This is a genomic window from Pseudomonas sp. LS_2, assembly GCF_042709235.1.
In the GTDB taxonomy this organism is placed as follows: Bacteria; Pseudomonadota; Gammaproteobacteria; order Pseudomonadales; family Pseudomonadaceae; genus Aquipseudomonas.
On the sequence record NZ_JAVAYC010000015.1, the window covers coordinates 1 to 24,085 of the forward strand.

At 63.6% G+C, this 24,085-nt stretch carries 23 protein-coding genes; 11 read left to right on the plus strand and 12 right to left on the minus strand.

All coding sequences use genetic code 11. The annotated features are described in order from the left end of the window. Window positions 1-85 precede the first annotated feature (85 nt). Window positions 86-1,411 carry an MFS transporter gene (locus RAC97_RS15015; RefSeq protein ID WP_377748152.1) on the minus strand — a complete coding sequence of 442 codons (1,326 nt, stop codon included), beginning with the start codon at window positions 1,409-1,411 and terminating at the stop codon, window positions 86-88. 148 nt (window positions 1,412-1,559) lie between these two features. Further along, window positions 1,560-2,246, minus strand: coding sequence for a FadR/GntR family transcriptional regulator (locus RAC97_RS15020; protein WP_375099269.1), 687 nt, complete (start codon window positions 2,244-2,246; stop codon window positions 1,560-1,562). A 281-nt stretch (window positions 2,247-2,527) separates the two neighbouring features. Between RAC97_RS15020 and RAC97_RS15025 the strand changes: the two genes are divergently transcribed. From RAC97_RS15025 to katG, 6 genes are all read left to right on the plus strand, one after another. Continuing rightward, window positions 2,528-3,313 (plus strand): transporter substrate-binding domain-containing protein, encoded by a 786-nt coding sequence (locus RAC97_RS15025; protein ID WP_375099270.1) that lies wholly within the window; start codon window positions 2,528-2,530, stop codon window positions 3,311-3,313. Between the two features lie 22 nt (window positions 3,314-3,335). Continuing rightward, the gene (locus tag RAC97_RS15030) at window positions 3,336-4,001 is read left to right on the plus strand and encodes an amino acid ABC transporter permease (RefSeq protein WP_375099271.1); all 666 of its coding nucleotides are present in this window, start codon (window positions 3,336-3,338) and stop codon (window positions 3,999-4,001) included. Further along, window positions 3,998-4,648 carry an amino acid ABC transporter permease gene (locus RAC97_RS15035; protein WP_375099272.1) on the plus strand — a complete coding sequence of 217 codons (651 nt, stop codon included), beginning with the start codon at window positions 3,998-4,000 and terminating at the stop codon, window positions 4,646-4,648. The genes RAC97_RS15030 and RAC97_RS15035 overlap by 4 nt, the downstream gene beginning before the upstream one ends. Further along, window positions 4,635-5,369, plus strand: coding sequence for an amino acid ABC transporter ATP-binding protein (locus RAC97_RS15040; RefSeq protein ID WP_375099273.1), 735 nt, complete (start codon window positions 4,635-4,637; stop codon window positions 5,367-5,369). Before RAC97_RS15035 ends, RAC97_RS15040 begins: the two co-directional genes overlap by 14 nt. A gap of 43 nt (window positions 5,370-5,412) precedes the next feature. Further along, window positions 5,413-5,814 (plus strand): hypothetical protein, encoded by a 402-nt coding sequence (locus RAC97_RS15045; protein ID WP_375099274.1) that lies wholly within the window; start codon window positions 5,413-5,415, stop codon window positions 5,812-5,814. A 228-nt stretch (window positions 5,815-6,042) separates the two neighbouring features. Next, window positions 6,043-8,295 (plus strand): catalase/peroxidase HPI, encoded by a 2,253-nt coding sequence (gene katG / locus RAC97_RS15050; RefSeq protein WP_375099275.1) that lies wholly within the window; start codon window positions 6,043-6,045, stop codon window positions 8,293-8,295. Window positions 8,296-8,373: 78 nt separating this feature from the next. Here katG and RAC97_RS15055 read toward each other — a convergent pair whose 3' ends face one another. The 3 genes from RAC97_RS15055 to RAC97_RS15065 all read right to left on the minus strand — a co-directional run bounded on the left by RAC97_RS15055 (window position 8,374) and on the right by RAC97_RS15065 (window position 12,140). Then, window positions 8,374-9,609 carry an MFS transporter gene (locus RAC97_RS15055; RefSeq protein ID WP_375099276.1) on the minus strand — a complete coding sequence of 412 codons (1,236 nt, stop codon included), beginning with the start codon at window positions 9,607-9,609 and terminating at the stop codon, window positions 8,374-8,376. A gap of 281 nt (window positions 9,610-9,890) precedes the next feature. Further along, window positions 9,891-11,045 carry a cysteine desulfurase family protein gene (locus RAC97_RS15060; protein WP_375099277.1) on the minus strand — a complete coding sequence of 385 codons (1,155 nt, stop codon included), beginning with the start codon at window positions 11,043-11,045 and terminating at the stop codon, window positions 9,891-9,893. Between the two features lie 162 nt (window positions 11,046-11,207). Continuing rightward, the gene (locus RAC97_RS15065) at window positions 11,208-12,140 is read right to left on the minus strand and encodes a LysR family transcriptional regulator (RefSeq protein WP_375099278.1); all 933 of its coding nucleotides are present in this window, start codon (window positions 12,138-12,140) and stop codon (window positions 11,208-11,210) included. Between the two features lie 141 nt (window positions 12,141-12,281). On the opposite strand from RAC97_RS15065, the gene RAC97_RS15070 reads away from it, so the two are divergent. The 3 genes from RAC97_RS15070 to RAC97_RS15080 all read left to right on the plus strand — a co-directional run bounded on the left by RAC97_RS15070 (window position 12,282) and on the right by RAC97_RS15080 (window position 14,461). Beyond that, window positions 12,282-13,514: an acyl-CoA dehydrogenase gene (locus RAC97_RS15070; RefSeq protein WP_375099279.1), complete on the plus strand. Its 1,233-nt coding sequence runs from the start codon at window positions 12,282-12,284 to the stop codon at window positions 13,512-13,514. Window positions 13,515-13,663: 149 nt separating this feature from the next. Continuing rightward, complete coding sequence (locus tag RAC97_RS15075; RefSeq protein WP_375099280.1) at window positions 13,664-14,026, plus strand: PAAR domain-containing protein; 363 nt, start codon at window positions 13,664-13,666, stop codon at window positions 14,024-14,026. 24 nt (window positions 14,027-14,050) lie between these two features. Continuing rightward, complete coding sequence (locus RAC97_RS15080) at window positions 14,051-14,461, plus strand: hypothetical protein (protein ID WP_375099281.1); 411 nt, start codon at window positions 14,051-14,053, stop codon at window positions 14,459-14,461. Here the strand turns inward: RAC97_RS15080 and RAC97_RS15085 are convergent. The 4 genes from RAC97_RS15085 to RAC97_RS15100 form a co-directional block, all read right to left on the minus strand. After that, window positions 14,396-14,800, minus strand: coding sequence for an SPFH domain-containing protein (locus tag RAC97_RS15085; protein WP_375099395.1), 405 nt, complete (start codon window positions 14,798-14,800; stop codon window positions 14,396-14,398). The two genes, RAC97_RS15080 and RAC97_RS15085, sit on opposite strands and share 66 nt — an antisense overlap. A 101-nt stretch (window positions 14,801-14,901) precedes the next feature. Next, the gene (locus RAC97_RS15090) at window positions 14,902-16,311 is read right to left on the minus strand and encodes a purine-cytosine permease family protein (protein WP_375099282.1); all 1,410 of its coding nucleotides are present in this window, start codon (window positions 16,309-16,311) and stop codon (window positions 14,902-14,904) included. Window positions 16,312-16,633: 322 nt separating this feature from the next. After that, the gene (locus RAC97_RS15095) at window positions 16,634-17,710 is read right to left on the minus strand and encodes a TerC family protein (RefSeq protein ID WP_375099283.1); all 1,077 of its coding nucleotides are present in this window, start codon (window positions 17,708-17,710) and stop codon (window positions 16,634-16,636) included. A gap of 174 nt (window positions 17,711-17,884) precedes the next feature. Continuing rightward, a complete protein-coding gene (locus RAC97_RS15100) occupies window positions 17,885-18,364 on the minus strand; it encodes a GNAT family N-acetyltransferase (protein ID WP_375099284.1) in 480 nt (159 codons plus the stop codon). A gap of 156 nt (window positions 18,365-18,520) precedes the next feature. On the opposite strand from RAC97_RS15100, the gene RAC97_RS15105 reads away from it, so the two are divergent. Together RAC97_RS15105 and RAC97_RS15110 are read left to right on the plus strand one after the other, a co-directional pair. Beyond that, entirely contained in the window at window positions 18,521-18,856 is a 336-nt protein-coding gene (locus RAC97_RS15105) for a bleomycin resistance family protein (RefSeq protein WP_375099285.1), read from the plus strand. Window positions 18,857-18,935: 79 nt separating this feature from the next. Continuing rightward, entirely contained in the window at window positions 18,936-19,415 is a 480-nt protein-coding gene (locus RAC97_RS15110; protein ID WP_375099286.1) for a VOC family protein, read from the plus strand. A gap of 13 nt (window positions 19,416-19,428) precedes the next feature. Here the strand turns inward: RAC97_RS15110 and RAC97_RS15115 are convergent, their stop codons facing one another. The 3 genes from RAC97_RS15115 to RAC97_RS15125 all read right to left on the minus strand — a co-directional run bounded on the left by RAC97_RS15115 (window position 19,429) and on the right by RAC97_RS15125 (window position 24,006). Continuing rightward, the gene (locus tag RAC97_RS15115; protein WP_375099287.1) at window positions 19,429-21,612 is read right to left on the minus strand and encodes a TonB-dependent siderophore receptor; all 2,184 of its coding nucleotides are present in this window, start codon (window positions 21,610-21,612) and stop codon (window positions 19,429-19,431) included. A 331-nt stretch (window positions 21,613-21,943) separates the two neighbouring features. Beyond that, entirely contained in the window at window positions 21,944-22,795 is an 852-nt protein-coding gene (locus RAC97_RS15120; RefSeq protein ID WP_375099288.1) for a TIGR03915 family putative DNA repair protein, read from the minus strand. After that, window positions 22,786-24,006: a putative DNA modification/repair radical SAM protein gene (locus RAC97_RS15125; protein WP_379671496.1), complete on the minus strand. Its 1,221-nt coding sequence runs from the start codon at window positions 24,004-24,006 to the stop codon at window positions 22,786-22,788. Before RAC97_RS15125 ends, RAC97_RS15120 begins: the two co-directional genes overlap by 10 nt. Window positions 24,007-24,085 lie beyond the last annotated feature (79 nt).

Consider the following 24,085-nt stretch of genomic DNA (forward strand, 5'->3'; position numbering starts at 1 on the left):
AGAGCAAGAGCAAGAGCAAGAGCAAGAGCGGTAGCAGTAGCAGTAGCGGTAATCGCAGTGGCGCCCTTGCTCGGAGCAAACACACCTACGACACCTGAGCATGCCCCGCTTCCCCCAACTCCTCATGCAACGAAACCCGCGACGTCTCCGGCAACCCAAGCCCCCCCACCAACGCCACCACCGCAATCACCACCAGATAGAACGCCGGCGCCAGGCTGCTGCCGGTCTGCCCGATCAACCAAGTCGCCACCAACGGCGCAGTACCACCAAACAACGTATAGGCCACGTTGTAGGTAATCGCCGAAGCCGTATAACGCGTCCGCGTCGGGAAACTCTCCGACAGCAACGCCGCCGTGACCACACCACTGAGCAACGCCCCCACCGCCAGCAAAATCACCCCCAGCAAAGCCCCCGACATCGACCCCGAACTCGCCAGCCAGTAGGACGGAAACACCACCGCCATCACCCACAGGCAAGTGACAGCAATCGTCCGCCGACGCCCGACCCGGTCCGAGAACGCTCCCGCCAACGGACAACCCACCGCCGCGAACAACAACGCCACCGTCGTCACCAACAACGCCTGGGCACGGCTGAGGTTGCCCACCAGTTGCAGATAGGTCGCGAAGTACGTCGTGAACATGTAGAACGACAACGCCGTCAGCGAAATGAACGCCCCCAGGTTGCAGATCGTCCGCCCATGGTGGCGCAAGGTGTCCCTCAGCGGCGAATGCTCATGCTCACGGCCCTCGGCCAGCGCCTGGCGAAACGCCGGCGTTTCTTCCATTCGCCAGCGCAAGTACAGCCCAACCAGCCCCAAGGGCGCAGCGATCAGGAACGGCACCCGCCAGCCCCAGGCATTCATTGCCTCGGCCGATAGGCTCGCCTCCAACGCATAGGCGATCACCGCCGCACAAGCAAAGGCCGAGAAGGTCGACACCGGTATGAAACTGCCATAGAACGCCCGCTTGTGGTTCGGCGCATGCTCCATCAGGTAGGCGCAGGCCCCGGCATACTCCCCGCCTGCGGAAAAACCTTGCAGGCAACGCGCAAGCGTCAGCAGCGCCGGGGCCGCCAGGCCGATGCTGGCGTAAGTCGGCAGCAGGCCGATCAACGTGGTGGAGCCAGCCATCAACAGAATGGTCAGCGACAGGATCCGCTTGCGCCCAAGCCGATCACCCAAGGCACCGAACACGATACCGCCCAGCGGGCGCAAGGCGAACGCCACGGCGAATACCGCGAAGGTCTTGAGCAGGCCTACGCCGGGTTCAGAGCTTGCGAAGAACTGGCTGGCGATCAGCGTGGCGAGGAAACCGTAGACGGCGAAGTCGAACCACTCGACGAAGTTGCCGATGGCCGAGGCGGCGATCACCCGGCGCAAGGTGGCGGGGGATACCTCGTGGGATGCAGACATGCGCATGTGCTCCGTTTTTCATAGGCAGCCTGGAAAGGATGGCGCGGTCTTGTCCGCACTTCTAATTCAAAGGGCCAGTAGAACGGAGGGTCGGGCGAGGGGCTTCTTCGAGGGCGACATCGAGATGCCTGATACAGTCGGATTTGCGCTACACCGCAAACACCACGCCGGTACGCGACGCTGCATTGCGGATGTGCTCCTGCATGGCCTTCAGCGCCGCCGCCTGCGAGCGCCGCCCCAGGGCACGAAGGATCTTGCGGTGCTCCTGCCAGGTTTCCATGGCCCGTTCCGGGCGAATGAAAGGCAGTTTCTGGCTTTCCAGGAAGATGTCCTGGCTGGCGGTAATCACCTGCAGCATCGCGTGGTTGCCGCAGGCTTGCAGCAGCGCCTGGTGGAAGGCGAAATCCAGCCGCGCCGCCGCTTCGAAACGCCCGGCCTGCAGCTCCTGGCGCATGGCCTCGACGTTCGCCTCGAGGCGGTCGAGGTCATCGGCGGTCAAGGCCAGCGCCGCCTGCCCGGCAGCGAAGCCTTCCAGGGCGTAGCGCAGTTGGAAAGTGTCGGCCGCCGACACCTGCTCGGCGTAGGGCCAGGCGAACCCGGTAGCGGGCGCGGGTGCCTGGACGAACACCCCCTTGCCCGGCTGCACACTCACCAAACCCAGGGCACTCAACGACGACAACGCCTCGCGCAACGAGGCACGGCTGACCCCCAGGCGCTCGGCCAGGTCGCGCTGCGAAGGCAGGGCATCGCCCGGCTGGTAGTGACCTTCGTCGATCAGCTTGCGGATGCCTTGCAGGGCCATTTCAGGCACGGCGCGGGGGAGGGTGGCGAGCATCTGTTCAGACCAGTCGGAGGTGAATGACGGTGACGTTTTACGACCATTGGCCCGCCCTGGCAAGCATTGCCCCGTGCTGGCGCAGGCTGGGCGGGCCTTGCACGAAAGCAGGGCGCAACCTTGTACGAAAATAGGCACCACCCTATAACTGTTCAGACCAGTAAGACCGTGGAACCCCGCCTGCGCAGCCCTTCGAAGCGCTGTCGAGCACAGTCTGGCATGGCCCGTGCAATTGCCAGCCTGGACCCATCCATCATTCGGATTCGACGCGAGGCCTTTCCATGACGAAGTTCCGCTCCCTGTTCCTGGCGACCCTGTTCTGCGGTACCTCCCTGGCCCTGCCCGTGGCCCAGGCCGATGCATTGGCCGACATCAGTGCCCGGGGCGTGCTCAAGGTGGCCGTGCCCCAGGACTTCCCGCCGTTCGGCTCGGTCGGCCCCGACCTCAAGCCCCGTGGGCTGGACATCGATACCGCGCAGCTGCTGGCCGACAAACTCGGCGTCAAGCTGGCGCTGACCCCGGTCAACAGCACCAACCGCATTCCCTTCCTCACCACCGGCAAGGTCGACCTGGTGATTTCAAGCCTGGGCAAGAACCCCGAGCGCGCTGCCGTCATCGACTTCTCCCGCCCCTACGCGCCGTTCTACCTGGCGGTCTTCGGCCCGGCCGAGACCCCGGTCGAGAATATCGAAGCGGTCGCCGGCAAGACCATCAGCGTTACCCGTGGCTCGATCGAAGACATGGAGCTGAGCGCCGTCGCGCCCAAAGGCGCGACCATCAAGCGCTTCGAAGACAACAACTCGACCATCGCCGCCTACCTCTCTGGCCAGGTTGAGCTGATCGCCAGCGGCAGCGTGGTGATGGCCGCCATCGCCGAGAAGAACCCCTCCAAGGTGCCGGTGGTCAAGGTCAAGCTCAAGGACTCGCCGGTGTACGTGGGCCTGGCCAAGAACGAGCCGGCGCTGCTGGAGAAGGTCAACGCCACCCTGGAAGCCGCCAAGGCCGACGGCAGCCTGAACCGCAACGCCGAGAAATGGCTGAAGCAGCCACTGCCGGCCGACCTGTAAGCGGCGCCCGGAATCTTTACCCATGGCTTACCAATTCGACTTCACGCCAGTGCTGGCACAGGGCGACCTGCTGCTCAAGGGCGCCTGGTTCACCGTGCAACTGACCCTGGTCGGCACCGTGCTGGGCATCGCCATCGGCGTGCTCGGCGCCGTGGTGCGGGCTTGGCGCCTGCGCCCGTTCGATGCGCTGTTCGGGGTCTACGTGGAGCTGATCCGCAACACCCCGTTCATCGTCCAGCTGTTCTTCATCTTCTTCGGCCTGCCAGCGCTGGGCATCCGCCTGAGCGAGTGGCAGGCGGCGGTGCTGGCCATGGTGGTCAACCTCGGTGCCTATTCCACCGAGATCATCCGCGCCGGTATCCAGGCGACCCCTCGCGGTCAGCTGGAAGCGGCTGCGGCCCTGGCCATGAGCCGCTTCGAGGCGTTTCGCCACGTGGTCCTGCAACCGGCGCTGGCCAAGGTGTGGCCGGCGCTTTCGAGCCAGGTGGTGATCGTCATGTTGGGCTCGGCGGTGTGTTCGCAGATCGCCACCGAAGAGCTGTCGTTCGCCGCCAACTTCATCCAGTCGCGCAACTTCCGCGCCTTCGAGACCTACTTGCTGACCACGCTGCTGTACCTGTTCATGGCCATCGCCCTGCGCCAGTTGCTGGCCTGGCTTGGCAGGCGCTTGCTGATTGGGAGACGTTGATGGATTTCACTTTCTGGGACATCGTGCGCAACCTGCTCATTGGCCTGCAATGGACCCTGGCGTTGTCGCTGGTGGCGTTTCTGTGCGGCGGTATCGCTGGCCTGCTGGTGCTGCTTGGGCGTATTTCGCCGCTGTCGGCACCGCGCACCCTGGCACGTGGCTATATCGAGCTGTTCCAAGGCACGCCGCTGTTGATGCAACTGTTCATGGTGTTCTTCGGCATTGCCCTGTTCGGTATCGACGTGTCCGCCTGGGCAGCGGCGGCCATTGCCCTGACCTTGTTCACCAGCGCCTTTCTCGCCGAGATCTGGCGTGGTTGCGTGGAGTCGATTCCGCGCGGGCAGTGGGAGGCCGGCGAAAGCCTGGCGCTGAGCCGTCTCGAGCTGCTGCGTCATGTGGTCCTGCCGCAGGCGCTGCGTATCGCCATCGCCCCGACCGTGGGTTTCTCGGTGCAGGTGGTCAAGGGCACTGCGGTGACCTCGATCATCGGCTTCACCGAGCTGACCAAGACCGGCGGCATGCTCGCCAACGCCACCTTCGAGCCGTTCATGATCTACGGCCTGGTCGCCCTGGGCTACTTCATCCTCTGCTACCCGCTCTCGCTGAGCGCCCGTTACCTGGAAAGGAGGCTGCATGCCCCTGGTTAAAGTGTCCGCGTTGCACAAGTACTACGGCGACAACCACGTGCTCAAGGGTGTCGACCTGAGCATCGAGGAGGGCGAGGTGGTCGCCATCATCGGCCGCAGCGGTTCGGGCAAGAGCACCTTCCTGCGCACCCTCAATGGCCTGGAGTCGATCAGCGACGGAGTGATCGAGGTGGACGGCGAATACCTCGACGCCAGCCGCGCCGACCTGCGAGCCTTGCGCCAGAAGGTCGGCATGGTGTTTCAACAGTTCAACCTGTTCCCGCACCTGAGCGTGGGCGAGAATGTCATGCTCGCCCCGCAGGTGGTGAAAAAGACCAACAAGGCCCAGGCCCGCGAACTGGCCGAGCAGATGCTGGCGCGGGTGGGCCTGGCGGAAAAGTTCGACGCCTACCCCGACCGCCTTTCCGGCGGCCAGCAGCAGCGGGTGGCGATCGCCAGGGCCCTGGCCATGTCGCCCAGGGTGCTGCTGTGCGATGAGATCACCTCGGCGCTGGACCCTGAGCTGGTCAACGAGGTGTTGGGCGTGGTGCGCCAGTTGGCCAGTGAAGGCATGACCCTGGTGATGGTCACTCACGAGATGCGCTTCGCCCGCGAAGTGGGCGACAAGCTGGTGTTCATGCACCAGGGCAAGGTGCATGAGGTGGGCAACCCTGCCGAGCTGTTCGCCGCTCCACGCACGGCGGAGCTGGCGAACTTCATCGGCATGGCCAACCCAGGCTGAAAGGGGGCGTGTTCAGGCATCGGGAAACCGCTATTCTTGGCGCATGAGCACGCCGCCCCTGCAACGTAACCCCTGCCCACCGGGCGCCTGCGACTGCGGTCGCGAGCGCCTGGACGACGGCCCGCTGGCCGCCCAGCGCATCCTCCTGCTGACCCGCCAGGAAGAAAAACGCCTGCTCGAGCGCCTGGAAAACCTCAAGGACCTCGAAGACCTGCAACGCCTGCAATCACGCTTGTACGAGCAACTGGGCATTCGCGTGCACATCGCCCCCAGTCTCAACGAGGTGCGCACCATGCGCGGCATTGTCATCGACCTGGAGGAACAGCCCGGCCTGTGCCGCAAGACCCGCCAGTCGATCCCCGCTGCCATTCGCCGAGGGCTCGAGCGCAACCCGCAAGTGGCGTTCCGCCTGCTCGATGCCCACGACCTGCTGCGCGATGCGTGAGCCTTGCCGGGTATCGAAAGAGCCAGGCTATCGCTGCTGAATACTTCCTCTATTAGACCTCTGCCCAAGCTCGGCTAGTCTTGCCTGTGGCCTCGCGCAACGCGCGTGCAGCTGTGTCGGCGTAAAGCCGACCCCACCTGGTGAGGAGACGGCCGAGCAACCCGCTCGACCGAGCGCAAACTGGCATAGACCAGAAATCTGGATAACCGACCCAAAAGGTACCCGCAGATGTCGAACGAATCGAAATGCCCGTTCCATCAAACCGCAGGCGGTGGCACAAGCAACCGAGACTGGTGGCCTGACCAGCTCAACCTCAGGATTCTGCACCAGCATTCCTCGAAGTCCGACCCGATGGATCCGACCTTCGACTACGCCAAGGCGTTCAAGAGCCTCGACTTCCAGGCCCTCAAGCAAGACCTGACTGCCTTGATGACCGACTCCCAGGACTGGTGGCCGGCCGACTTTGGTCACTACGGCCCGCTGTTCGTACGCATGGCCTGGCACAGCGCCGGCACCTATCGCATCGCCGACGGCCGTGGCGGCGCGGGTTCCGGCCAGCAGCGTTTCGCCCCGCTCAACAGCTGGCCGGACAACGTCAGCCTGGACAAGGCACGGCGCCTGCTCTGGCCGATCAAGCAGAAGTACGGCAACAAGATTTCCTGGGCCGACTTGATCGTGCTTACCGGCAACGTTGCCTTGGAGTCCATGGGCTTCAAGACCTTCGGCTTTTCCGGCGGCCGTGCCGATGTATGGGAGCCGGATGAAGACGTCTACTGGGGTTCGGAAAAGGTCTGGCTGGGCGGCGATACCCGCTACGGCAAGGCCCAGGCGCCAGGCCAGGGCGACCTGGTGGCGGAACCGGCCAAGCACGGCGAGGAACAAAGCCGCACCCTGCAAGGCGAGCGCAACCTTGAGAACCCGCTGGCTGCCGTGCAGATGGGCCTGATCTACGTGAACCCCGAGGGCCCGGAAGGCCACCCCGACCCGGTGGCTTCGGGCAAGGACATTCGGGAAACCTTCGGCCGCATGGCCATGAACGACGAAGAAACCGTGGCGCTGATCGCCGGCGGCCATGCTTTCGGCAAGACCCACGGCGCCGGCCCCGCCGACAACGTCGGTGCCGAGCCGGAAGCGGCAGGGCTCGAGTTGCAAGGCCTGGGTTGGCCCAACAAGTTCGGCAGCGGCAAGGGTGGCGACACCATCACCAGCGGCCTGGAAGTCACCTGGACCTCCACACCGACCCGGTGGAGCAACGAGTACCTGGAAAACCTGTTCAATTTCGAATGGGAGCTGACCAAGAGCCCGGCAGGCGCCCATCAATGGCGCCCGAAGGATGGCAAGGGCGCCAACACCGTGCCGGACGCCCACGACCCGACCAAGCGCCATGCACCGATGATGCTCACCTCCGACCTGGCGCTGCGCTTCGACCCGATCTACGAACCCATCGCCCGGCGTTTCAAGGAACACCCCGAGCAACTGGCCGACGCCTTCGCCCGCGCCTGGTACAAACTGATCCATCGGGACATGGGCCCGCTGGCCCGCTACTTGGGCCCGGAAATGCCCCAGGAAGAACTGCTCTGGCAAGACCCCTTGCCGAACGTCGACCACCCGCTGGTGGGTGAGCAGGACATCGCCGCGCTCAAGGCCAAGGTGCTGGCTTCGGGCCTGAGCGTTGGCGAGCTGGTGTCCACGGCGTGGGCCGCAGCCTCGACTTTCCGCGGCTCCGACAAGCGCGGCGGTGCCAACGGTGGGCGCCTGCGCCTGGAGCCGCAGAGATCCTGGGCGGCCAACCAGCCGGAACAACTGGGCAAAGTGCTGGCTGCGTTGGAGAAGATCCAGGGCGAGTTCAGCAGTGGCGGCAAGAAAATCTCCCTGGCCGACCTGATCGTGCTGGCAGGCAGCGCTGCGGTAGAAAAGGCCGCCCAGGAGGCCGGGCACGCTGTCAGCGTCCCCTTCCGCCCAGGGCGTGTCGATGCTTCCCAGGCGCAGACCGACGTCGAGTCGTTCGCCGTGCTGGAGCCGCTGGCCGATGGTTTTCGCAACTTCAGCAAGGCCCGCTACAGCGTCAAGGCCGAGAAACTGCTGCTGGACAAAGCCCAACTCCTGACCCTCAGCGCCCCTGAACTGACCGTGCTGATCGGTGGCCTGCGGGTACTTGGCGCCAACCATGGCGGCAGCAAGCTGGGCGTGTTCACCGACAAGCCGGGCACCTTGAGCAACGACTTCTTCCGCAACCTGCTGGACATGGGCGTGGAGTGGAAGCCGACCTCGGGCGACAACGAAACCTTCGAAGGCCGCGACCGCAAGACCGGCCAGGTGAAGTGGAGCGGTAGCCGGGTGGACCTGGTGTTCGGCTCGCATGCCCAGTTGCGTGCGCTGAGCGAGGTGTATGGCAGCAGCGATTCGAAGGAAAAGTTCGTCAAGGACTTCGTTGCTGCCTGGGTAAAAGTGATGGAGCTTGACCGGTTCGATCTGCGCTAATCGAACCTGAAAAAAAACCGGGGCCGTTTGTGCGGCCCCGGTTTTTTTACGGCATGAGCTTCATCCGTGCAACGTTTGTCAGGCCTGGGCGGCGAGACGGTTACTGACCTTGCGCCCCAACACCGCCACCGTGACAAACCCACACGCCACCAACGCTGTGGCCAGCGCCAACAGCATCGAGGTACCCAGTTGGTCGACAATCCGCCCACCAAAGAACGACCCCAGCGCAATGATCACCTGGAACATGGCCACGAACAGGGGCATGCCGCGCTCGACATCGTTGGGCGCCACCACGAACATCCACACGCTCGCACACGCCGGGAATGCGCCGAAAGCAAAGCCCCACAGTCCAATCAGCAAAGCCGCGCCGACGAGGTTGGTAGCGAAGTAGGGGAACAGCGCGGTACTGACGCCAATCATCATCGCTACCAACAGCAGGGTGCGACGTACGCTACGGTTTGCGGCAAAGCCCGCGAAGATATTCCCCACGACCCCGGCCGCGCCATAGAGCAACAGCAACGAACCAATGGTCTGCCCATCGAACCCTGAGCTGTGTTTGAAGAACGGCGCCACGTAGGTGTAGGCGGCGAAGTGCGCCAGGCCAATCAGCAACACCGCGATCATCCCAACGCGAGCCAAAGGGTGAATGAGCAACGCCGGCAGGTCACTGGCGCGAATGGCTTTGTCCGGGTTGAGTCGCGGCAGCAGGAAAATCTGCGCCAATAGCACCGGCACACCCACCAGTGCGGTCACCAGGAAGGTCATGCGCCAGCCCATCAGCCCACTCAGCCAGGCGCCCACCGGCACGCCCAGCACCGTTGCCAGCGTCACTCCCAGCATGATGATCGATGTCGCCTGTGCCACCCCCACGCCCCTGGGCGCCAGGCGCCCGCTCAGGGCAATGGCCGTGGCCCAGAAGCCACCGATGCTGATACCCAGCAGCACGCGGCCCGCCAGCAGCACGTTGAAGTCGCTGGCATAGGCCACCGTGGCGTTGGCGATGATCATGATCAGCGTCAGGCCGATCAGCAGGTAGCGACGGTCCATGGCGCCAATACCCACCGACAGCAGCGGCGCGGCGAAGGCGGCCATGATGCCGGGCAGGGTGACCATCAGCCCGGCGTGGCCGGCGCTGATGCCCAGGTCGCCGGCGACGTCGTTGAGCACGCCCACCGGGAGGAATTCGCTGGTGACCAGGGCGAAGGCGCCCACGGCCACCGAGAGAATGGCGAGCCACTGTTGCTTGAGGCTTTGCTGGCTGTGTTCGGGAATGGATTCGTGCAGCCCCTGGGGGGCCTGGCTGGCGCTTGGCATGGTACTGGTTTCCAAAGCGGGGACTCGCCTGCCTGGAGGGGCAGGCGGGTGGAGGCGGGGAAATAGGTGAGGGCGAGTATAAAAGCCGGGGGTGGCGAGTCGTCAGGCGGATGGTTCGATAGTAATCATCAATCCAAATGATGCATCCAATGAATCGCTGGGCGGGGCGCGTTGGGGGCGATCGCGTAGCAAGCAAGCTTGGTCCAAGGTACGGTCGGCGCAGTCGCCGGGTCTGCGCGAAAGCGCTTTTTATCGGCTGTCGCGCTACCCCGGCAGGTGTGTCACCAAAGCGCCACCGACGCTGCCCGCACCACCCGCTGGAATACTGCGATCGCCGTGTCGACCTGCGCCTCATCGCTGTAGCGCCCCAGGCTGATGCGTACGCTGTTGCGCGCCTTGCGCTCGTCCAGCCCCAGCGCAAGCAATACGTGGGAGGCTGCGTTGCTCGCTGAATTGCAGGCCGAGGTGGTGGACAACGCCAATTCGCTGGCCAGTGCCGCGCTGTTGAAGCCATTGGCGTCGATGCACAGGTTCAGGGTGTGGGGAATGCGGTGTTCGAGGCAGCCGTTCAGACTCACCCCGGGAATCGCCAGCATGCCCTGGCGCAAACGCAGGGCGAGCGTCTGGATACGCAGGTACTCACTGTCGCCCGGCGTGCCCGCCAAGGCGAACGCACTGCCCATGCCGACGATCTGGTGCGTGGCCAAGGTACCAGAGCGCAAACCACCTTCATGACCCCCTCCGTGGATCTGCGCGCGCAACGCCTCACGGGCGCGCGGGCCGACGTACAAGGCCCCGATGCCTTTGGGGCCGTAGGCCTTGTGTGCCGAGAACGACATCAGGTCGACGGCCTGTCGGGCCAGGTCGATTTGCACTTTGCCGATAGCCTGCGCGGCATCCACATGCAGCAGCGCGCCATGGGCCCGCACCAGCAAGCCGATGCGGGCGAAATCGGTGACGGTGCCCAGTTCGTTGTTTACCGCCATCAGCGAGACCAGTCGGGTGTCGTCGCGCAATGCCGCTTGTACAGCCGCTGGCTGGATCAGGCCCTGGGCATCCGGCATCAGGCGGGTAACGGCCCAACCCTGGCGCTCCAGTTCGGCGACGGTGTCGAGCACGGCCTTGTGTTCCAGTGCGCTGGTGAGCAGGTGGCCTGGCTGGCCAATGCCCTGGGCAATGCCTTTGAGCGCAAGGTTGTTGGATTCGGTGGCGCCAGAGGTCCACACCAGGTCCTGCGGTGCGGTGCCGACCTGGGTCGCGACCTGCTGGCGGGCCTGCTCGACCAGTTCGCGGGCGGCCTGGCCGAAGGCGTGGCCGCGGGAGGCCGGGTTGCCGAAATGGGTATGGCGACCCATGCAGGCGAGCATGCTTTCGATCACTCGGTCATCGACCGGGGTGGTGGCGGCGTAGTCGAGGTACAGCGGCGAATGGGGCATGGGGCGGATCCGTGCGAGGGATGGCGGGGTACGAGAGAAAGAGTAACGGGCGCACGGAAAGGGATTTTTCTATTTTTATACTTATTAGGCTTATCTATAGAAATAAATCCTACTCGCCTGACGCTTTGCAGGATTTATTTCCCAGTCTTCGGGTGGAAAGATTCAACCCACCGCGACCGCTCCCTCGCGCTCATCCTGCGTAACTACCTGCTGGCACAACTCAATGATCTGCTCGCGCATCCAGCGGTTGGCCGGGTCCTGGTCGGTACTTTCATGCCAGTACAGGTGGGTTTCCAGGGCGGGCACCTCCACGGGCAGCGGTTGGTAGCGCAACTGGTGGCGGCGGGCGAAACGTTCGGGCACGGTCATCACCATGTCGGTTTGCTGCAATACCTGTGAGGCCATCAGGTAATGCTGCGAGCGCAGGGCGATCTTGCGCTGCACGCCCATCTTGCCCAGGGCCAGGTCCACGTAGCCCAGGCCGTTGCGGCGGCTGGAAATATGGATGTGGGTCATGCCCAGGTAGGCGTCCAGGGTCAGCTTTGCCTCGCCCAGCGGGTGGCCCTGGCGCAGGGCGCAGACGTAGCGGTCCTGCATCAGCTTGACATGGCGCACCTGCGGGTCGGTGTTGAGCGGTGCGTCGACAGCGAAGTCCAGGCGGCCTGCCGCCAGCTCCTTGGTGGTCTCGCGGCGCTTGCACAGGAAGCTTTCGATCACCACGCCCGGCGCCAGGCGGCGCAGGCGCTGGAACAGCAGCGGCAGCACCACCGCCTCGGTGAGGTCGGTCATGCTGATGCGGAAGGTCTTGTTGGCCTGCTGGGGGTTGAAGATCCGGCTTTCCTGCACCGAAATGCGCAGCAGGGCCAGGGCACTGCGCACCGGACCGATGATGTTCTGTGCCATGGGCGTGGGCACCATGCCCTGGGCGGTACGCACGAACAGCGGGTCGTTGAAGGTTTCGCGCAGGCGCGACAGGGCGTTGGACACTGCCGGCTGGGTGATGCCGACGATCTGCCCGGCGCGGGTCAGGTTGGCTTCGGTGTAGATCGCGTCGAAGACGATGAACAGGTTGAGGTCGACCTTGCTGAGGTTCATGGCGCGCCGCTCGTTGTGGGTATTATCGGTCGATCATATATCGGTTATGAATGTTAATACACGCTGAAAATAGACTAGGTGGATGGGCCTGTGCTGCTCTAGGCTCTGCTGCATGTTCTTCATCCCTTGAAGGTAGCCCCGATGGATTTCGCCTATACGCCCAAGGTCCACGCTCTGCGCGAGCGCGTCACCGCGTTCATGGATGCCCATGTATACCCCGCAGAACCGGTGTTCGAGCGCCAGGTCGCCGAGGGCGATCGCTGGCAGCCCACCGCAATCATGGAGGAACTCAAGGCCAAGGCCCGGGCCGAGGGGCTGTGGAACCTGTTCCTGCCCGAGTCAGAGTATGGCGCGGGCCTGACCAACATGGAGTACGCGCCGCTGGCCGAGATCATGGGCCGCTCGCTGCTGGGCCCCGAGCCGTTCAATTGCTCGGCACCGGACACCGGCAACATGGAAGTGCTGGTGCGCTACGGCAGCGAGGCGCAGAAACAGCAGTGGCTGGAGCCTTTGCTGCGCGGCGAGATCCGCTCGGCATTCGCCATGACCGAGCCGGACGTGGCCTCCTCGGACGCCACCAACATGGCCGCCACCGCCGTACGCGAGGGTGACCAATGGGTAATCAATGGCCGCAAATGGTGGACCTCAGGCGCCTGCGACCCGCGTTGCAAGGTGATGATCTTCATGGGCTTGTCCGACCCAGAAGGCCCGCGTCACCAGCAGCATTCGATGATTCTCGTGCCCACCGACACACCGGGCGTGAAGATCGTCCGCCCGCTGCCGGTATTCGGCTACGACGACGCGCCCCACGGCCACGCCGAGGTGCTGTTCGAGAATGTGCGGGTGCCCTACGAGAACGTGATTCTCGGTGAAGGCCGCGGCTTCGAGATTGCCCAGGGGCGCCTTGGCCCAGGCCGTATCCACCACTGCATGCGTTCGGTCGGCATGGCCGAGCGCGCCCTTGAGCTGATGTGCAAGCGCGCGGTCAGTCGTACCGCATTCGGTCGGCCCTTGGCGCGCCTGGGCGGTAACGTCGACAAGATCGCCGACTCGCGCATGGAGATCGACATGGCCCGCCTGCTGACCCTGAAGGCGGCGTACATGATGGACACCGTGGGCAACAAGGTGGCCCGCAGCGAGATCGCGCAGATCAAGGTAGTCGCGCCGAACGTGGCGCTGCAGGTGATCGACCGGGCGATTCAGATGCATGGCGGGGCAGGGGTGAGCGGCGACTTCCCGCTGGCCTACATGTATGCCATGCAGCGCACCCTGCGCCTGGCCGATGGGCCAGATGAAGTGCACCGGGCGGCGATAGGCAAGTATGAGATTGGCAAGCACGTGCCCAAGGAGATGTTGCGTAGCGGGCAGTCTTGAGAAGTGCAGTTTTGAGAAGTAACGCAGGGTAGTTCGGATTGTCGAAATATCCTGCGTAATTGTAGGAATCATCTATTTAAGCCTGGCCTAGGCAATACCCGACCTTGCACCTGCTAGGTTCCCGAGCTTTCACGCAAAGGAACCTGCACATGCTTCGTGTCAATTTGAATGGCAAAGGCCAGGCGCTGGATGGCGATACCACGACCACCGGCGCCATCTGTATCGCCGGCGGTATTGGCTATCGCTCGAACGGTCGGGAGGTGCTGCGCCAGGGTGACAGCACCACGCCGTGCCCTGAGTGCGGCAAGGTCGGCACCATTGTCGAAGGGGTGCCGTTCTTCATTTCCAACGGTCTACCCGTGGCGGTGGACGGTGCGTTGGTAGATTGCGGTTGCCCCAGTGGCAATAACCGTGTCGTGGCGCCGCTGACCGGTGGGGTGCCGGTCGCACAACCACCCAAGACCTCTGCGGCGCCTGCTGCGCAGTTCCAGGCGCCCTCGGCGAGTGGGTGAGTCGATGGGGGAGGTCATTTACGAATGGACATCTCATTGATCCCCGATCCGCGCAGTTGGGCGGTGGGCTATCAGATGCTCTTCCTATTGGGGCCAGCCGCCAGCTTTTTGATTGGGATGGCTTTGCTTGTGTGGCTTGCCTGGGGGCGTGAATTCGAGCGAGCCATGGGCGCATTGTCCAGCAGTCATTGGCTCAAACTTCAGGAATGCTTATGGGGGACGACTGCGCTTTGGTCTCGATGGGTGTTACTGGGAATGATTAGCGGAATTCTGGCCAGGCCCGGCATCCACATCAGGCGTGGCGAACTTGATGCGCATGAAGTGCAGTGCTTTCCAGCAGACATAAGGCGACGGCTGTTTATTGGCGAGCTAATGATGATCGGAGGGCTCGTTCTTACCTGCATCGCAGCGGGGATCTACGGGCTTCATCGGTAGCAGCCCATATAGCTGCTCCTTGAGCCGGTTCTGTCGGGCCACTGCCAGTTCGGCCAATGCCTTTTGCACCAGCACCATCCGCTCCTGGTATTGGGGGGTGGGATCGATGTGCATGACCCTGGCGTCGACGACCTCCACGCCGAACGAGCGGAACTGCTGTTGCTTGCGTAGTTCCCGGCCATCCTTGTCGAGCTTCTTCTCGATGACGAAACGGGTGGCAGAACTGTCGCCGAAACTGCCTTGCGCAGTGCCAGACTGCAGGATGGCGGTTTGTGCGGGAAGATTGTCGCGTTGTATGCGGATCTCCTTGCTTGTCGTCAGGTACAGGCCATTGCGCAGCTGGTTCTCGAACTCCGTATCGGCGGTTTCGCTTAGTGATGTGGGAAATCTCTCAAAGTGTTATCAGCCGAAGAAGGCCCGCCACGGCGGGCCATCCTGTTTCAAACACCAGCCAACTTCGCTCCCACCTGGCGACGGCGGTAAGCACTATCCCGACTGGCCAGCCACCAGTACAGCGGCGTGGTCACCGCCAACCCCACCAGCCACGACAGGTCAGCGCCATTGATGTACTCGGATACCGGCCCTACATACAACGGCGTGTTCATGAACGGAATCTGCACCACGATGCCCACCGCGTAGGCGATCAGCGCCTGCGGGTTGTAGCGGCCGTAGATGCCGCCATCGACCTTGAAGATCGAGGCGATGTCGTACTCGCCCTTGTGAATGGCATAGAAGTCGATCAGGTTGATCGCCGTCCATGGCACCAATACCACCAGCAGCACCAGCACCATGTCGACGAAATGGCCGATGAAGTCGGACGAGGCGAACACCGCCACCACGCAGCAGGCGGCCAGCACCAGCAGCGACAGCACGGCGCGGGTCTTGGCGGTGGGGATCCAGCGGTAGGCGAAGGTCTGTACCAGGGTGATGATCGACAGCACCGCGCCATACAGGTTGAGGGCGTTGTGGCTGATCACGCTGAGCAGGAACAGCACCAGCATCAGCGGGCCGAGGGCGCCGGTGGCGAGCTTGACCGCGTCCATGGTGTCCATGCCGGCTGGAATCGCCAGCACCGCCACGGCGCCGAAGATGAACGACAGGCTCGAACCCAGGGCCGAGCCCAGGTAGGTGGTCCAGAACGTCGAGGACACCTTCACGTCGGCCGGCAGGTAACGCGAGTAGTCCGATACATAGGGGGCGAAAGCGATCTGCCACAACGCTGCCAAGGACACGGTCGCCAGCCATCCGGCCAGGTTGAAGCCGCCGCGGGTGAGGAAGTCGTCGCTTTGCACGTGGCTGAAGATGTAGCCGAAGCCGACCACGATGCCGATGCCCAGCACCCAGGTTCCGATGCGGTTGAGCACGTGGATGAAGCGGTAGCCGATGATACCGATGATGCCCGAGCCCAGCGCGCCGATGACGATGCCCACCGGTACCGGCACGCTCTCGACCACGCCATGCAGCGATTTGCCTGCCAGCACGATGTTGGACGCAAAGAAGCCGATGTACATGACCCCGGCGATCACCACCACCAGCAGGGCGCCGAGCGAGCCGAACTGGGCTCGGCTCTGGATCATCTGCGGGATGCCCATTTGCGGTCCCTGGGCCGAGTGCAATGCCATCAACACACCGCCGACCAGGTGCCCGACCAGGATGGCGACGATGCCCCACACCAGGTTCAGGTGGAACAGCTGTACGCCCAAGGCGCCGGTGACGATGGGCAGCGGCGCGATGTTGCCGCCGAACCACAGGGTGAACAGGTCCCTTACCTTTCCATGGCGGTCTTGCGGGGGCACGTATCCGATCGTGTGTTTTTCTATGAGAGGTGCCGATGTGGCTGCGCTGGTCATGACGGACTCCAAGGCAAGGATGGGCACTTCACAGGTGCCCGGTTGCGCGTCGGCAGAGAACGACGCTTTCTTGTTGGAAGCGATCATGGGGCGTGGGCGGGGAACGATAAATTATTAAATATGTGCCCATAAACGTTAAAAAAACTAAGTCTGGAAAAAGCCCGAGGGCTGGCACTAGCAGGTGGCGTGCCAGGTGCCGCAGGGCCTTGTGGCACCAGGGCTGGGAAGGGGTAAGGCGGATACTGAGTGGGCGGGTTTGGTGCATTGCGCACAAAAATGGACATGGCCTTTGGGGGCGATTCACCCCCAAAGGCCTTCTTCGTTACCCTCCGGTTTCGGTCACGCCAGGCGCTTTCTTGTCGGCGACCGGGGCCGTTGCCTGTTCGTCGGTTGTCGGTGTATCGACGATGGCCGTGGGTGGGGGCGGGTCGCGGCGAGTCTTGAACAGCGACAGCACCACGCCACCGAACAGCAGGCCGAAGGTCACCCCCAGGGACAGCAATGCAGGCACCTTGCCGACCAGGCCGTGGTAGAAGATCTTGCAGCCAATGAAGATCAGCACCAGCGCCAGGGCGTACTTGAGGTAGACGAAACGGTGCATCAGCGCCGCGAGGGCGAAGTACAGCGAACGCAGGCCCAGGATGGCGAAGATGTTCGAGGTGTAGACGATGAACGGGTCCTGGGTGATGGCAAAGATCGCCGGCACGCTGTCGACGGCGAATACCAGGTCGGCCAGCTCGATCAACACCAGGGCGAGGAACAACGGCGTGGCGTAGCGCACCGCCTTGTTTTGGCCAGGGGGCGTAAGGTGCACGAAGAAGTGCTTGCCGTGGACCTTTTCAGTGACGCGCATGTGGCGGCGCACGAAGCGCAGCACCGGGTTGTTGGCGAGGTCGGGGTGGCTGTCTTCCTTGGAGAGCGCCATCTTCACCCCGGTGAACAGCAGGAACGCGCCGAAGATGTACAGCACCCACTCGAAGTTCTGCACCAGCGCCGCGCCCACGCCGATCATGATCGCGCGCAGCACCACCACGCCGAGGATGCCCCAGAACAACACCCGGTGCTGGTAGCGGCGGGGGATGGCGAAGAAGCTGAAGATCATCGCCATGACGAACACGTTGTCCATCGACAGCGACTGCTCGACCAGGAACCCGGTGTAGAACTCCAGCGCCGACTGGCTGCCCAGCTCGTACCAGACCCAGACACCGAACAGCACGCCGACGCTGAAGTAGCCCGCGTACAACAGCAGGCTTTCGCGCATTTCGATTTCGCGGTCTTCGCGGTGCAGTACGCCCAGGTCCAGGACCAGCAGGCCGACGACGATGGCGACGAACACCAGCCACAGCCAAGTGCTGGTGCCGAGCAAAGGGGTGGTGAGGAATGTATGCAGAGCTGACATGAGCCCCTCCTTGATTGTCGACGTTGCGCAAGGCAACAGTGATTCCGACATGGCGGGAAATCCGTCAGAGGGGCCCGGCATCACTGGGTTTCAGACTAGTTCATGGGTAAGACCTCGCGAGCGGCAGGCTGTTACATTTTTTTGCCTGTTGCTGAACGCCAGTAGCGCAATGGCTCAAATGCGCTTGGCCATTTCCGCCGTCGCGCCCCAGCCCAGCGCCTCGTATACGGGCCTGCCGACGTCGGTTGCATGCAACACGGCAAAGCTCAGCCCGCGCTGGGTGAACTCGGTTTCGGCAAGCTTCATCAGCGCCGATGCCAGGCCACGGCGGCGGTGGCTGGGTTCGACGTAGACATTCAATACATAGCCGCGAGCCTCATCCTTCGGGTGTGCCGGGTGGGGTGGCCAGTCGAGGCTCATCAGGCCGATCGCGGCAATTGGCTGGCCGGCGTCGAGCAGGGCGAAGCCGTAGTAGCGACCATCGTCCAGGCGCGGGCGCAACCAGGGGCGAAAGTGTTCGCTCATGGTTTGCAACTGCGTGGCATCGCCGCCTGCTTCGAGGAACATGGCGTGGCGGTGGCGGCAGATCATGTCGAGGTCGTCGGCTGCCAGACGACGCAGGGTAAGGCCAGGGAGGTCGAGGCAAGGGTTCATTTGCGATACCGGGTTGGAAAGCTCGATGCTAGTGCGTGCGAGAGGTACGCGTGAGATACAGATCATCGGCAAACCGACCATACAGCCATACCTTGCTGGCAGCAGCGGTTACAGGGGATGATCGTGCCTCCTCATCGTCCCGAGCTAGAGGTTGTCATGCCCTTGAGTGCGCTGTTGCGTTGCCGTGACCTGCAAGAGACCCGCGACTGGTACGAGGCCATTGGCTTCAACGTGTCCGACTCGGCGCAGGGCACTCTCACCGTGACCCTGCAGGGCTGCCGACTGGTGTTCACCGAGGGCGATCTCTGGAACAGCGAACCCGGGTGTTCAGGCACTTTCTACTTGAGCATCACTGACCTCGAGCACTACCACGAGCAGGTAAAGGAGCGGGTAATCCTTGCCTGGCCGCTACAGGACATGCCCTACGGATCCAGGGAGTTCGGCGTGCGTGACTGCAACGGCTACTACCTGGCGTTCAGCCGGCAGCCCTGACCGCACATCGCTGCGCCGGGGTTCGGTGTACCCTGGCCGCTAGACTTCAAGCTCCATGCCTGTACCTTGGAGCACTGCCATGACCAGCAAGAACACCATCTGCCTGTGGTTCGACGGCAACGCGCAGGAGGCGGCCGAGTTCTATGCCCGGACCTTTCCCAACAGCGCGGTGACCGCCGTGCACCTGGCACCGGGCGATTACCCGTCGGGCAAGGCCGGAGATGTCATTACCGTGCAGTTCACCGTGATGGGCATTCCCTGCCTGGGCCTCAATGGCGGGCCGACGTTCAAGCACAGCGAGGCGTTTTCTTTCCAGGTGGCCACCGACGACCAGTCCGAGACCGACCGTTATTGGCAGGCGATCATCGACAACGGCGGGCAAGCCAGCGTATGTGGCTGGTGCCGCGATAAATGGGGGGTGTCCTGGCAGATCACCCCCAGGGTGCTCACCGAGGCCATCGCCAGCCCCGACCGCGCCGCAGCCAAGCGGGCGTTCGAGGCGATGATGCAGATGGACAAGATCGACATTGCGGCGATCGAGGCGGCGGTTCGCGGCTGAGGTTGCGTGCGTGTCAGAAGCTGTACTTGGCCGTCAGCATCAGGTTGCGCGGATTGCCGTAGGTGTCGGTGGAGCCCCAGGTGACGTCGGAGCCGATGGCCGAGTAGTAGCGGCGGTCGAAGATGTTGTTGGCATTGAGCTGCAGGTCGAGGTGCTGGTTGACCTGGTAGCCGGCCATCAGGTCGGTGACTGCGTAGGCGCCCTGTTGCAGGCGGTAGCTGGCGCTGTTGGCCAGACTGATGTCGTTGTACATGCGGCTCTGCCAGTAGACGTTGCCGCCTACGCGCAGTTTTTCCAGCGGGCCCTGGAAGTGGTAGACCGTCGACAGTTTGAACAGGCGCTCGGGAATGTCGCTTTCGAAGACCTTGTTCTCCTTGGCCGGGTTGGCGTCGTCCTTGCGCACATGGGCGCGGGTATAGGTGAAGCCTGCACCCACCTGCCATTGCGGGGTGAGGGCACCTTGCAGTTCCAGGTCGATACCTTGGCTACGCACCAGCCCTGATGCTTCATAGCATTGCAGTTGCGGGCAGCCCAGCTGGTTGGCAGCCAGGGTCGCACGGTTTTCCTGGTCGACCTGGAACACCGCCAGGCTGGCGTTCAGCGCGCCGTCGAAGTACTCGCCCTTGATGCCCACTTCGTAGTTCTTGCCTTCGATCGGCTTGAGCACGCTGCCTGAGAAGTCCTTGGAGTCCTGCGGGTTGAAGATGTCGCTGTAGCTGGCATACACCGAGTGGTTGGCATCCAGCTCGTAGATCAGGCCTGCGTAACGGGTGACGTTGCGGGTGACCTTGTAGTCGCCTTCGCCATCGCGGTTGTCGTAGTCGTACCAGTCCAAGCGCCCGCCAAGAATCAGCTTGAGCGGGTCGGCCAGGCTCAGGCGGGTGGTCAGGTACACGCCATCCTGGGTGGTGACTTCACGTACGTTGCCAGTGTGCACAAAGTTCGGCTTGCCTGCGCTGAGCGGCCAAGCGGTGTCGTAGGGCGAGTAGTTGCGGGTGGTCATGTCAAAGATGCGCTTGCTGGTACCGACCACCAGTTCGTGGGTGCGGCCGAAGGCCTGGAACGGCCCGCTGGCGAAGGCATCGACGCCGGCCTGGTTCTCTTGCTGACGCGACTGGTAGACCGTGCGCTCGAGCGTGCCGCCGTAGCGCGACTGGTAGGAGCCCGAGAACAGCGCGTCCTGCTCTGCGTAAGAGGCGGTCAGTTGCAGTTTCCAATCGTTGGCCAGGCGATGCTTGAGCTCGGCGAACAGGGTGTCGACCTGCTGGTCCTTGTCTTCCCAATCGGTACCCGGGTTGGTCGACCGGGGCAAGTCCAGGTGGTGGCCGTTGGTGCCGATCGGCAGGCCTCCCCAGAAGAAGTTGTTGCGATCTTTCTGGTGGGAGAAGCCCAGGGCCAGGCTGGTGTCTTCGGACAGGTCGGCCTCGGTGATGGCGTAGAACAGGCCGTGTTCCTCTTCCACGTCATCGCGGAAGTTGTTGGCATCGCGGTATGAAGTGACCACACGGCCACGCAGGGTGCCGCTGTCGTTCAAGGGACTGGAGGCGTCCAGCTCGCCGCGGTAGTCGTCCCAGCTGCCGGCGGCGCCGGTGAGGGTCACTTTCTGTTCGGCCAGTGGGCGCTTGCGCACGAAGTTGATCGCCGCCGAAGGGTTGCCGCTGCCGGTCACCAGGCCCGTGGCGCCGCGCACCACTTCGACCCGGTCGAACATCGCCAGGTTTGGCTGTGCGCCGACGGTCCAGCCCTGGTACAGGCTGGGAATGCCGTCGTACATCAGGTTATCGATGTCGAAGCCGCGGGCGTGATAGGTCTGCCGGCCTGGCCCGCTGGACTGGCTGAGGAACAGGCCGGGGGTGTTGCGAACCACATCGTTGACGCTGGTCATGGCCTGGTCGTCCATGCGCTGGCGAGTGATGACGGTGACCGCCTGTGGGGTTTCGCGCAGGCTCAGCGGCAGCTTGGTGGCGGTGGCCATGGCGCCCGTGGTGTACGAGCCGGAACCTTCGGTGGTGCTGCCCAGGCGGGTATCGTCGATCTGCGTGACCCCTAGCTCCAGCGGTGCAGGTGAGTGCTGTGCCGGTTTGTTTGCCTGGCTGGCGTCATCGGCCAAGGCCGAACCGGCACTGGCCATGCAGACGGCCAGGGCGAGCAGGTTACGAGAGGGGAAGGTACGGGTAGGCGGGTTTTGCAGCGACATGGAGAAGGATTCCCAGACTTGCCAATAAAGGTGTAATTGATTATGAGAATGATTGGCAATAATTGTGTCAGGTTTTGTCGCTTTGAAAAAGTCTGGTATGCCAAGAATTTAATGAGATTTTCACAATTGCCCCGTCTGGAATAGGCATCTGAGCGATGCCAAGGGCAACTGCATGCCTATTGAACCCGCTCTGCATGGCCAAGGGAGGCAGAGGCTGTGCGGGAGGATGTCGCACACACCTATTCGGGCAGGGTTGATTCTGGCCATAACCCAGACGGCCCAGCGTCTGGCCGATGGCAACACGAACGCCAGCCGGCGAGACGTTAGAGATTCACGGCGACTGCACAGGCTTGCCGTGCACCTGCTTGCCGCGCTGCAAGCCTACCTCCAGCGCCTGGCCATCACGCTGCTTGCCTTGGCGCGCCAGGCCCTCGAGCTGGGGTATCAGCATGCCTTCGGGCAAATGCCGCCAGAAGCGCCCCGGCATGTGCAGGCGCAGGGCGTTGGGGTTGAGCCGGGCTGGGTTGAAGGTGGAGCGGTAGTAGGTCCGCCACAGGTCGGCACCGGGGTCTTCGGCATGCTGCGCCCATTGACGCCAGTCTTCGGGGCAGTGTCGACGGTAGTCCAGGGCCTGGCCGTCGTAGCGGATACCGTCCCGAGGTGTCGCAATCAGCCAGCGCAGGCGCCCAAGGCGTTCGGCGAAGTGGCCGCTGGCGCTTTCGAGGATGTCGTGGGCCGGCTCGTGGAACGCCACCATATCCAGCTGCAGGTGCTGGGCAAGGGGTTCCGGCAGCGGTACGAAGCGCACGAAGGCGTGAAGGTGGTGGGCCTCGCGCCCAACCTGCTTGATGCGTCGTTGCAATTCACTGCCCAGGCGGTCACCGGCGAGCATCGCGGTGCGGTCCCCGTGGGCGACGCGCCATAACACTTCGTACAACAAGCTCCAGCGTTGCTCGCCGTGGTAACGGGCGGCTTGCTCCAGTTGTCCCAGCAACGCCGCAGGTACCTTGGCGCGGAAAGGGCCTGGGCCGTCGGGCAATGGCACGTGGGCTGCCAGCAGGTCGTCGATAGGGCCCTGGTTCCAGGTAACCTCGGCAGGGTCGATGCCATGCCCGAGCAGCACCCGCGCCTGGTCGCGCCAAATGCTGAACAGGTTGTCGCAATCGAGCGATATCACCCCCACAACCCCATCTGTAGTGGGGCTTGCGGTTCGCGCAGGCGCTCGCGTAACAGGCCGCTGCGCAGCTCCGCCTGGGCCGGGCGGTAGTCGCTGGTGACGATGAACGGGCGGGCTTTTTCCAGGACGCAGCGCAGCTGGATCAGGTCGTCATAGCGCACCCGTCGCTCCCGGCGCAGTGCCACCAGGCGCTGCACGCTGCGTATTCCGATGCCGGGAATGCGCGCCAGCAAGGCTGGCTCGGCGCGGTTCACATCCAGCGGGAACACCTCGCGGTTGGCCAGCGCCCAGGCCAGCTTCGGGTCGATGTCCAGCGCCAGGTTGCCGGCCTGGCTCAGCAGTTCGCCGGCCTTGTAGCCATAACCGCGCATAAGGAAGTCGGCCTGGTACAGGCGGTGTTCGCGCCGCAGCGGCGGGGCGGCCAGGGGCACGCTGTCGGGGCTGTCGGGGATGGGGCTGATGGCAGAGTAGTAGACGCGCTTGAGCCCGTAGCCCTGGTACAGCGACTCGGCATTGCGCAGCAAGGTGCTGTCGTCGGTGGTGTCGGCGCCGACGATCACCTGGGTGCTCTGCCCGGCCGGGGTAAAGCGCGGTGCACGCGGCTCGCCGGCCACGGCTTGCTGGCCCTGGTGAATCACGCCCATGGCCTGGCGAATGGTGTGGGCGTGTTTTTCCGGAGCCAAGCGCTTGAGGCTGGCGTCGGTAGGCAGCTCGACATTGACGCTCAGGCGATCGGCCAGGCGCCCGGCTTCCTCGATCAGCAACGGGTCGGCGTCGGGAATGGTCTTGAGGTGGATATAGCCACGGAAGCCATGCTCCTCACGCAGCAGCCGTGCCACGCGAATCAGTTGCTCCATGGTGTAGTCGGCCGAGCGGATGATGCCCGAGCTCAGGAACAAGCCGCTGATGCAGTTGCGCCGGTAGAAATCCAGGGTCAGGCGCACCACTTCCTCGGGGCTGAAGCGCGCCCGCGGCACGTTGCTGGAACGGCGGTTGACGCAATACTGGCAGTCGTACAGGCAGAAATTGGTGAGCAGCACCTTGAGCAGCGATACGCAGCGCCCATCGGGGGTGAAGCTGTGACAGATGCCCATGCCATTGGTAGCGCCAAGCCCATCCTGGCCGCGAGAGCTGCGCTTGGGCGCGCCACTGCTGGCGCAGGATGCATCGTACTTGGCGGCGTCGGCGAGGATGCCGAGCTTGGCGATGAGCTGCATGGGAAATGCCCTGGGATACTGGTTGTCCATACAGTATTCCGCTGCTGGCCGATTTGCAAGCGGCCGTTTGGTGTGGGCT

Excerpts from the sequence above, each read along its gene's own strand:
- RAC97_RS15015 (WP_377748152.1), bottom strand. The coding sequence starts at position 1,411 with ATGTCTGCATCCCACGAGGTATCCCCCGCCACCTTGCGCCGGGTGATC.
- RAC97_RS15020 (WP_375099269.1), bottom strand. The coding sequence starts at position 2,246 with ATGCTCGCCACCCTCCCCCGCGCCGTGCCTGAAATGGCCCTGCAAGGC.
- RAC97_RS15025 (WP_375099270.1), top strand. The coding sequence starts at position 2,528 with ATGACGAAGTTCCGCTCCCTGTTCCTGGCGACCCTGTTCTGCGGTACC.
- RAC97_RS15030 (WP_375099271.1), top strand. The coding sequence starts at position 3,336 with ATGGCTTACCAATTCGACTTCACGCCAGTGCTGGCACAGGGCGACCTG.
- RAC97_RS15040 (WP_375099273.1), top strand. The coding sequence starts at position 4,635 with ATGCCCCTGGTTAAAGTGTCCGCGTTGCACAAGTACTACGGCGACAAC.
- RAC97_RS15045 (WP_375099274.1), top strand. The coding sequence starts at position 5,413 with ATGAGCACGCCGCCCCTGCAACGTAACCCCTGCCCACCGGGCGCCTGC.
- katG (WP_375099275.1), top strand. The coding sequence starts at position 6,043 with ATGTCGAACGAATCGAAATGCCCGTTCCATCAAACCGCAGGCGGTGGC.
- RAC97_RS15055 (WP_375099276.1), bottom strand. The coding sequence starts at position 9,609 with ATGCCAAGCGCCAGCCAGGCCCCCCAGGGGCTGCACGAATCCATTCCC.
- RAC97_RS15060 (WP_375099277.1), bottom strand. The coding sequence starts at position 11,045 with ATGCCCCATTCGCCGCTGTACCTCGACTACGCCGCCACCACCCCGGTC.
- RAC97_RS15065 (WP_375099278.1), bottom strand. The coding sequence starts at position 12,140 with ATGAACCTCAGCAAGGTCGACCTCAACCTGTTCATCGTCTTCGACGCG.
- RAC97_RS15070 (WP_375099279.1), top strand. The coding sequence starts at position 12,282 with ATGGATTTCGCCTATACGCCCAAGGTCCACGCTCTGCGCGAGCGCGTC.
- RAC97_RS15075 (WP_375099280.1), top strand. The coding sequence starts at position 13,664 with ATGCTTCGTGTCAATTTGAATGGCAAAGGCCAGGCGCTGGATGGCGAT.
- RAC97_RS15080 (WP_375099281.1), top strand. The coding sequence starts at position 14,051 with ATGGACATCTCATTGATCCCCGATCCGCGCAGTTGGGCGGTGGGCTAT.
- RAC97_RS15090 (WP_375099282.1), bottom strand. The coding sequence starts at position 16,311 with ATGACCAGCGCAGCCACATCGGCACCTCTCATAGAAAAACACACGATC.
- RAC97_RS15095 (WP_375099283.1), bottom strand. The coding sequence starts at position 17,710 with ATGTCAGCTCTGCATACATTCCTCACCACCCCTTTGCTCGGCACCAGC.
- RAC97_RS15100 (WP_375099284.1), bottom strand. The coding sequence starts at position 18,364 with ATGAACCCTTGCCTCGACCTCCCTGGCCTTACCCTGCGTCGTCTGGCA.
- RAC97_RS15105 (WP_375099285.1), top strand. The coding sequence starts at position 18,521 with ATGCCCTTGAGTGCGCTGTTGCGTTGCCGTGACCTGCAAGAGACCCGC.
- RAC97_RS15110 (WP_375099286.1), top strand. The coding sequence starts at position 18,936 with ATGACCAGCAAGAACACCATCTGCCTGTGGTTCGACGGCAACGCGCAG.
- RAC97_RS15115 (WP_375099287.1), bottom strand. The coding sequence starts at position 21,612 with ATGTCGCTGCAAAACCCGCCTACCCGTACCTTCCCCTCTCGTAACCTG.
- RAC97_RS15125 (WP_379671496.1), bottom strand. The coding sequence starts at position 24,006 with ATGCAGCTCATCGCCAAGCTCGGCATCCTCGCCGACGCCGCCAAGTAC.